This window comes from Desulfocastanea catecholica (assembly GCF_054657295.1).
This window is the reverse complement of the sequence record NZ_BAAHYZ010000057.1, coordinates 1-7,076: the sequence shown is the minus strand read 5'-3', so window position 1 is coordinate 7,076 and position 7,076 is coordinate 1. Positions and strand designations below refer to the sequence as shown.

General features: G+C 48.3%; 7 protein-coding genes and 1 pseudogene. 2 read left to right on the top strand and 6 right to left on the bottom strand.

Translation table 11 applies throughout. From position 1 onward, the window contains the following. The first annotated feature begins 110 nt into the window (after window positions 1-110). Window positions 111-269, top strand: a complete 159-nt coding sequence (locus ACYQ8U_RS22210) for a hypothetical protein (protein ID WP_459947754.1) — start codon at window positions 111-113, stop codon at window positions 267-269. On the opposite strand, the gene ACYQ8U_RS22205 is transcribed toward ACYQ8U_RS22210, so the two are convergent. The 4 genes from ACYQ8U_RS22205 to ACYQ8U_RS22190 all read right to left on the bottom strand — a co-directional run bounded on the left by ACYQ8U_RS22205 (window position 266) and on the right by ACYQ8U_RS22190 (window position 4,052). After that, entirely contained in the window at window positions 266-415 is a 150-nt protein-coding gene (locus ACYQ8U_RS22205; protein ID WP_459947753.1) for a transposase, read from the bottom strand. The two genes, ACYQ8U_RS22210 and ACYQ8U_RS22205, sit on opposite strands and share 4 nt — an antisense overlap. A gap of 252 nt (window positions 416-667) precedes the next feature. Next, window positions 668-2,032 (bottom strand): sigma-54-dependent transcriptional regulator, encoded by a 1,365-nt coding sequence (locus tag ACYQ8U_RS22200; RefSeq protein ID WP_459947752.1) that lies wholly within the window; start codon window positions 2,030-2,032, stop codon window positions 668-670. Between the two features lie 12 nt (window positions 2,033-2,044). Continuing rightward, window positions 2,045-3,559: a two-component system sensor histidine kinase NtrB gene (locus ACYQ8U_RS22195; RefSeq protein WP_459947751.1), complete on the bottom strand. Its 1,515-nt coding sequence runs from the start codon at window positions 3,557-3,559 to the stop codon at window positions 2,045-2,047. Between the two features lie 346 nt (window positions 3,560-3,905). Next, window positions 3,906-4,052, bottom strand: a complete 147-nt coding sequence (locus ACYQ8U_RS22190) for a hypothetical protein (protein ID WP_459947750.1) — start codon at window positions 4,050-4,052, stop codon at window positions 3,906-3,908. A 720-nt stretch (window positions 4,053-4,772) separates the two neighbouring features. Between ACYQ8U_RS22190 and ACYQ8U_RS22185 the strand changes: the two genes are divergently transcribed. After that, window positions 4,773-6,185 carry a sigma-54 interaction domain-containing protein gene (locus ACYQ8U_RS22185; RefSeq protein ID WP_459947749.1) on the top strand — a complete coding sequence of 471 codons (1,413 nt, stop codon included), beginning with the start codon at window positions 4,773-4,775 and terminating at the stop codon, window positions 6,183-6,185. 3 nt (window positions 6,186-6,188) lie between these two features. On the opposite strand, the pseudogene ACYQ8U_RS22180 reads toward ACYQ8U_RS22185, so the two are convergent. Further along, window positions 6,189-6,329 (bottom strand): annotated as a pseudogene (locus tag ACYQ8U_RS22180) (hotdog fold thioesterase); the annotation flags it as partial. A gap of 34 nt (window positions 6,330-6,363) precedes the next feature. Further along, a complete protein-coding gene (locus ACYQ8U_RS22175; RefSeq protein WP_459947748.1) occupies window positions 6,364-6,915 on the bottom strand; it encodes a DUF2889 domain-containing protein in 552 nt (183 codons plus the stop codon). Window positions 6,916-7,076 lie beyond the last annotated feature (161 nt).

Sequence of the window (7,076 nt, the reverse complement as noted above, 5' to 3'; positions counted from 1 at the left end):
ATTCCCATAAGTAGACTTTGGACTGGATTTTCTGCCAGGCGACCTAGAACAAAGGACTATAAAGCAATTTTCGTTCAGTAAATTCATCGGTCCAATCGGGTTCCAGGTTTATGGCGGTAGTAGCGCAGAGATTTGGAGGACTCGTCACCAAACCCTCAGGCAGTGAAAATTACTCGGATTCGTTCGGTCACTGGTTGCTTCATATGGAACTGGCAAGCTACCAGGGTACGGTTGGGGAGATGGTGTTTCTCGCCGCCATCAGTCCTTAATGGGCATCGGAGATGAACAGTTTGACGCCGTGGAGTCTCCTGCCTTTCAAGCTGCCAAGAAATTCCCGCCAATGCCCCTCATGTTCGGACAATCTCACCGGAGCGCCAAGCACTTCCCGGTGGTGGGCAGTCCTCACACCAATCACGTAAATCTCTGCCACGGCAAGATTCAGCACCCGCTTCGAGCGAAACCATTTGTAATTAGCGGTTCCATTGCCAGATCGAACTGGCTACTGCCATTGTGGCAGGCCATTGTTTATTCCTTTCGGTTGGTTATGGATAATTGGTCCCGAAAGGTTAATACTGATCATCGGCAAAGTTCTCCAGGCATAAAGGTTGGCTTGTTGATTTCCGGTTGCCCGGGATAAGAAGGCAGGGCCTTCATCCGGTTTTGACGATCAAAGTGACGACTCGCCAAGTGATGGTTTGATATTATATTTTTTTATCTTGCTTCGCAGTGTGGGCATCGAAATTTTCAGACACTGTGCCGCCTCAGTGCGTCTCCAGTTCAAGGCATCCAAGGTTTTTTTGATATGCTCCTTTTCCATGTTGTCCAACGAACGGACTCCACCCTCGGATCCTTCTGTTTGAAGATACTTGCACAGGATTTTATCAATGTCATCAAGCAGCAAAACACTGCCTCTGGTTTGAACAACCGCTTCAATCAGCACATTTTCAAGTTCGCGCACATTCCCCGGCCATTGATGAGCCTTTAATCGATCAAGAACGCCATTTTGCACATGCAGGACCTGAGAATTTAATTTGAGATTGATTTTCTGGAGAAAGTGATTGACCAATTCGTCGATATCCGAAAGTCGCTCCCTCAGCGGCGGCAATTGAATGATGACCACCCGAAGGCGGTAAAAAAGATCTTGCCTGAACTCTTGTTTATTGACCATGCTGAACAGGTCGCGATTGGTGGCGGCGAGAATTCGACAGTTGGATTTCAGCGTCTCCTGGCCGCCTAAGCGCATGTATTCTTGCCGCTGGAGAAATCCCAGCAGTTTGCCCTGATCTTCATAGGCCAGTTCTCCAATTTCATCGAGGAACAGGGTACCGTTTCCGGCAAGCTCGATTTTGCCCTTTTGGGTGCGGCTAGCGCCGGTAAAAGAGCCTTCCATGTGTCCAAACAACTCGCTTTCAATAAGGCTTGGAACCACCGAACTGCAATCAAGGGTCACAAAGGGTTCATTTTTAGAGGGACTGTTCTGGTGAATGACCCGAGCAACGACTTCTTTCCCGGTGCCGGTTTCTCCCTGGATCAAAACAGTGGTCCGTTTCTGGCAGGCCAATCCGATGGTTTTGAAAATCATTCGCATCTGCTCACTTTTACCGACGATCAGATTCGGATCGGAGTTCATCGGTTTAGGAAGATCGAGTAATTTCAACCGCTCAGCCTCGAGCATGCTGACGACGCGCTGGATTGCCTCTTCAACCAGATCCGCATCCAACGGTTTATGGATATAATCAAATGCACCAAATTTCATCGCCTGAATGGTGGTTTCCATATCGTGATAGGCGGTGATCATGATCACTTTGGTGAGATGGCCTTCGTTCTGAATCCGGTTCAGTATTTCCAGACCATTGCTGTCTGGCAGGTGAATATCGATAATCACAATATCCGGCAGATGTTCACAGAACAGTGCGAACCCCTTTTCACCCGTTTCTGCCTTGAACACCTGAAACCCTTTTTCAGTGAAAAACATTTCAAGGGTTTCCAGGATGGATACTTCATCATCGATCAGCAGGATTTTCAACTTCATTGAACTCTCCTCCTATTGCACCGGGATCAATATGGTAAAGCAGGTGCCATAGGGAAATGTATTGCGAACCTCGACGCTCCCCATGTGGGCTTCGGCAATGCGTTTGACATTGTTGAGACCTAACCCGGTACCCCTGACCTTGGTGGTGAAAAAAGGTTTGAAAATTTCCGCAATGATATTTTTAGGTATTCCCGGACCTTCATCGGAAACGATAATTTCTACCATTTCGCCGAGTTCCCTGTCATATTGGCTGCGCAGATGGATCTTCTTTCCCGCAGTGGAGGCTTCGACTGCGTTTAAAAGCAGGTTCAGGACTGCCTGGATAAGCAGTTGTCCGTCAATATGCATGAGGGGAATGTTAGGGTCCAGGTCTGTTTTCAGAATGATGTTTTCCGATTCTAATTTCATCTCCAACAGTTCAATGGAAGACAGCAGAAACTCATTCAAAGATTCTTTCTTGACATTCAACTGGATGGGTTTGGCAAAATCGAGCAGTTCCTGTAAAATTTTTTCAAGACGTTTCACCTCTCTCACGGAAATATCGACTCTTTTTTGATCGTTTCCCTTCAATAAAGGGTTCTTTTTGAGAATCTGAAGATTCATCTGCACCGCCGAGAGCGGATTGCGTATCTCGTGAGAAAGCGAAGTCGTCATGCGGCCGATGTCGGCCATTCGTTCCGATTCACGAATTTTCTGTTCCATCTGAACGCGGGCGGTGATGTCGCGGCATATGCCGATGACGGAGAGTCTGCCGTTCCATTCGGTAACCTTGGAGAAAATTTCGGTGGGATAGCTTTGACCATTACGGGTAATGCGCGAATATTCGAGCATCGGCAGATGATCCCCTGTCTCTAATTTCCGATAATAGGACGCCATGACTCTTTTACGGTGCCTTGGCTCGACGAAATCCCAAAATTTTTGGCCGATCATTTGTGAAGGCTGGTATCCGTGCATCAAGGCGGTCGCAGAATTTACAAAGACCAAGACCTCATCGTGAATGACAAAAAATCCGTCATTGATCTCCTCGACTAAAATCTTATACCTCTGCTGTGATTCCTTCAACTCCGCCGTGCGAATGCGCACCTGTTCTTCCAGGAGCTGGTTCTGCTTGAGAATTTTTTCCTGCTGCATGGATTGAAACAGATCACTGAACCGATGGATGGTATGGGTTAAACAACGGTTGATACTTATAATGGCATCTTCCAAGTCGTCGTTGGTTGTCTTTTTGACGAGCAAGGGAATTGAAATACTTCTGAAAAACTCAAAGGCCATTTGGACATCCGAAAGAGAAAATCCGGCCGTCAGGCGCATTCGCGTGATCTTTGCTATGAATCTATTAATTTGATTGAAATCATTATTGAATAACGCACATATAAAGGCTTCGTAGGCCTCGGTTACTGTTGCGATAATCTCATCTTCCGGCCGGTTGGCGTACATGGTGCTGATTTGCGTTTTGACCGCATTGGTCCACTCCGCAATGATGACGGTTTTGTTATCGTGAAAGATGTCGATGAGTGAAGATCTCATAGGAGTTCTTCCCGTGATGATTTATCTGTGTTAGCCCCTTTGTTTCAGGCTTCTACCTCCAGTGGGATGGCCTCCTTAAAGAAAAGACCACCGCGGAGGTTAAAAGCACTTCCTTACTTTGAGGGCGGTCCGGGAACAATTTTCTGTCGCACCGAGTACGCCCCAGGCTATTATGTAGTGGATATGGCCGAGGCATCTCAGGGGGAGCGCAAGCCGAGTGCTTTGGAGACCAGGGAGTGTTCCTCATCAAGCACCACGCTGTCAAGCTTGACGATACCCCATTTCTCGCCAGGGCGCTACCGATATTGCCCTGGCTGGCTTTCTTGGCGGCTGGAAGCCTCCTTTGTCAGACCGGGATCAGCTCCAGGGGGATCGAGGCAAGGGAGCGGACACCGGTCTCGTCGAGGAAAAGGGTATCCTCCATACCCACTCCGCCATGATTACCGATAATCGCCTTGGGCTTGAGAGCAACAACCGAGAAGAGCTGCAACACCTCCTTCACCCCCCTGGGCAATCAATGGCGGCTCTACAATTTCCAGGCCTACCCCGTGCAAACACCTCCCCGGCAATCGCCTCCTCCCGAAGTGTGATCACCATGCACCGATTTCATTTTCCGGAACGATTAACATCCATAGCTCCTCTTATCCGCTAACCACCTAAGACTCCCTGGAAAGGGGGCCGCTTTCTCCAGTTCATATATCAGCGCAGCTATCAGAACGGCTATAGCATTCGTGACAATTGAACAGTCACTGTTTCAGCAATCGTGCCAAACCAACTAAAGCGCAAGAATAAGTGTAAGTTATTGATATATAGTAATTATTATTCTGTGTGCAAATGAGGTGCGATTTGCTATATTTTGTAGCTGTAGACGAACGTATACATGTACAGCTCGAATACGCCATAAAATAGACCTTCATCAAAGTGCACCCAGAAGGAGACATGTCGATCAATGGATACACTCTCAGCAACAACCTTGGTCCGAAAAGCCGACTATTGCAGGTGCGGGATCGTTTTCTTCGACAAAAACGGTCGAGTTACCGCCCTAAGCCCGGACCTTTTTTTGCCTGAAAATCTGAAACTCAACGATGGTTGTCAACTGCCGGAAGAATTATATCGTCTGGGTCCGGGGGAATGGGTTTTCTGGGAGAGTGACTGGTTTGTTCAGGCGGAAGGCAGACAGAGTGCTGAGATACTGATTTTTAGGCGGCTCAGAATGGCGGAGCAGCTATTGGGTCCTTACGGAGAATCATCCACCAATGAAGAAATGGTTCGAATGGTACTCAATAATCCTTATGAGGGTCTGACTGTTGTCGACACAAAAGGCAAAGTGACATTTCTCAGCGCTGAAAATGAACGATGGCTAAATCTCAAGATAGGGGAGGGTGCAGGAATCGCGCTGTCATCCTTTGCTCCTGCCAGTCGTTTATCAGAGGTGGCGCGTACCGGTATTGCTGATAATGCGCAGATTGTCGACCTACAGGGCAAGACAAAGGTCACTGTCAATCTCCCTATCAAAAAAGATAATAGAGTGATCGGCGCCGTCGGAAAAATCCTGTTCCAGAACACCGAGCAACTGGAGAAACTGGCGAGCAGGGTACGTACCGTTGAGTTGCAGGTCGAACGCTACGAAACCTTGCTGGACGAGATACGAGGCCAGCTCTACACCTTTGAGAATATCCTCACAAATAACCCGGTTATGTTGGGTCTTATCGCACAGGCACGCCGTATCGCAGATTCTTCTGCTACGGTTCTCATCCTGGGAGAAAGCGGAACGGGCAAGGAACTCTTCGCGCAAGCCATCCATGAGGCCTCAAATAAAAATAAAAATATAGGGCCTTTCATTGCAATTAACTGCGGTGCCATTCCCCGTGATCTGATTGAATCAGAGTTGTTTGGTTATGAAGAGGGAGCCTTTAGCGGCGCAAAGAAAAAAGGGAAACCAGGAAAATTTGAACTTGCATGCGGCGGGACTCTCTTTTTGGACGAAGTGGGAGAGTTGCCCCTCGAAAGCCAGGCCAAACTCCTCCGCGTCCTCGAGGAACGCAAGATAGATCGCCTTGGCGGCACGACCCCTCTGCCTGTCGAATTTCGTCTGGTAACCGCGACAAACTGTGATCTGTTTACCCTTACAAAAGCAGGAAAGTTCCGCAGTGATCTTTATTATCGCATCAACGAGTTCCCGATTGAGATTCCTCCACTCAGGTCACGACCGGAAGACATACCTCTGTTAGCCAGGCACTTCCTGGCGGAAGTTTCCCGTCGAGAACAGTTGCCGATGCTGAAAATATCCGAGGAGGCTATACAGATTCTGACGCAGCATAACTGGCCCGGAAATGTACGAGAATTGCGAGGCATTATGCGACAGATGACATGGAAAGCTCAAGGGCAGACAATAGCACCGCATCATCTGCCTTCGACACTCACCAAAGGGCGGAGCACAGCCGGAATTTCAGGGACATTGGCAGAACAACTCGATCAAGCCGAACGTACTGCCATCTTATCGTCCCTCCAGGCAGCAGGGGGAAATCGGGCCCTCACTTCACGCATGCTTGGAATTCATCGTACCGCGCTCTACAAAAAGATGGCACGCCTTGGCATCGACTTCAACCACGAGACAAATTTATAGAAAGGAGGCCAACGAATCGGCGAGAACAACCGATACCCCGCCATGCAGGATCCCTGAAGGCTGGCGGGTCCGTTCATCAACGGGCATTCGGGCTTTGAGAAAATCGCTACCCGCTTCGACCATTTCTATTCCCAAATGACTGATTCATCCTCCGCTGGGGATATTTTTTCTGATCGGGCTATTTGCCGACCTTTATACCCAGTCCAGCCACCAGAGGCCCATTTTTTCGCCATGCCCAACAGGAATCGACCAGGGGGTTGCCTATTTTCGGAGCCGGCTGTTTGGATGATTCTTTGTGCCACGAATTGTTTATCCACGCGCCTTGGACAGCCGCCGGTGCCATGGCAAGCAGCAGGGTATTCAAATGTACACAGCCTTTGTTGCCGCCAACCATCTTTCTGATTTTAGATGAAAAACCGCTGGTGATATTCATGCCTTTTATCTGATCGAGGCTGGTAACCATAGCCGGACAATCGTCACGTGGGACCCGGGGCAAGGACACGGCCAGATCTTTGATGGTCATGGTTTTGGTGTTAATCAGTAACTCAATTTTCATATGGTGATAGATGCCTGGATCTATCTGCTCACCAAAATTGTTGATAAAGCCAACATATCGCTGCTCCTTCAGTTCTCCGACCAAAAGGACGTGGTCGGCATCCCAGGCATACGTCGATATATCGATATTGCGGTTATGAATATTCTCTTTGTTGCATTGTTCCAGAAAACTCATCTTGTGGTATCCAATTTCGGCAGTTTTATAAAGATATTCGTGGCATGGCACATAGGCAATCGAACATCAAGCTCACAGGCAAGATATCATGGTTGATGGGATGTGTCAAAAGAAGTCTGGTTTCCCATTTGCACTAATGATTTTGCAAAGCTTAATGAAAC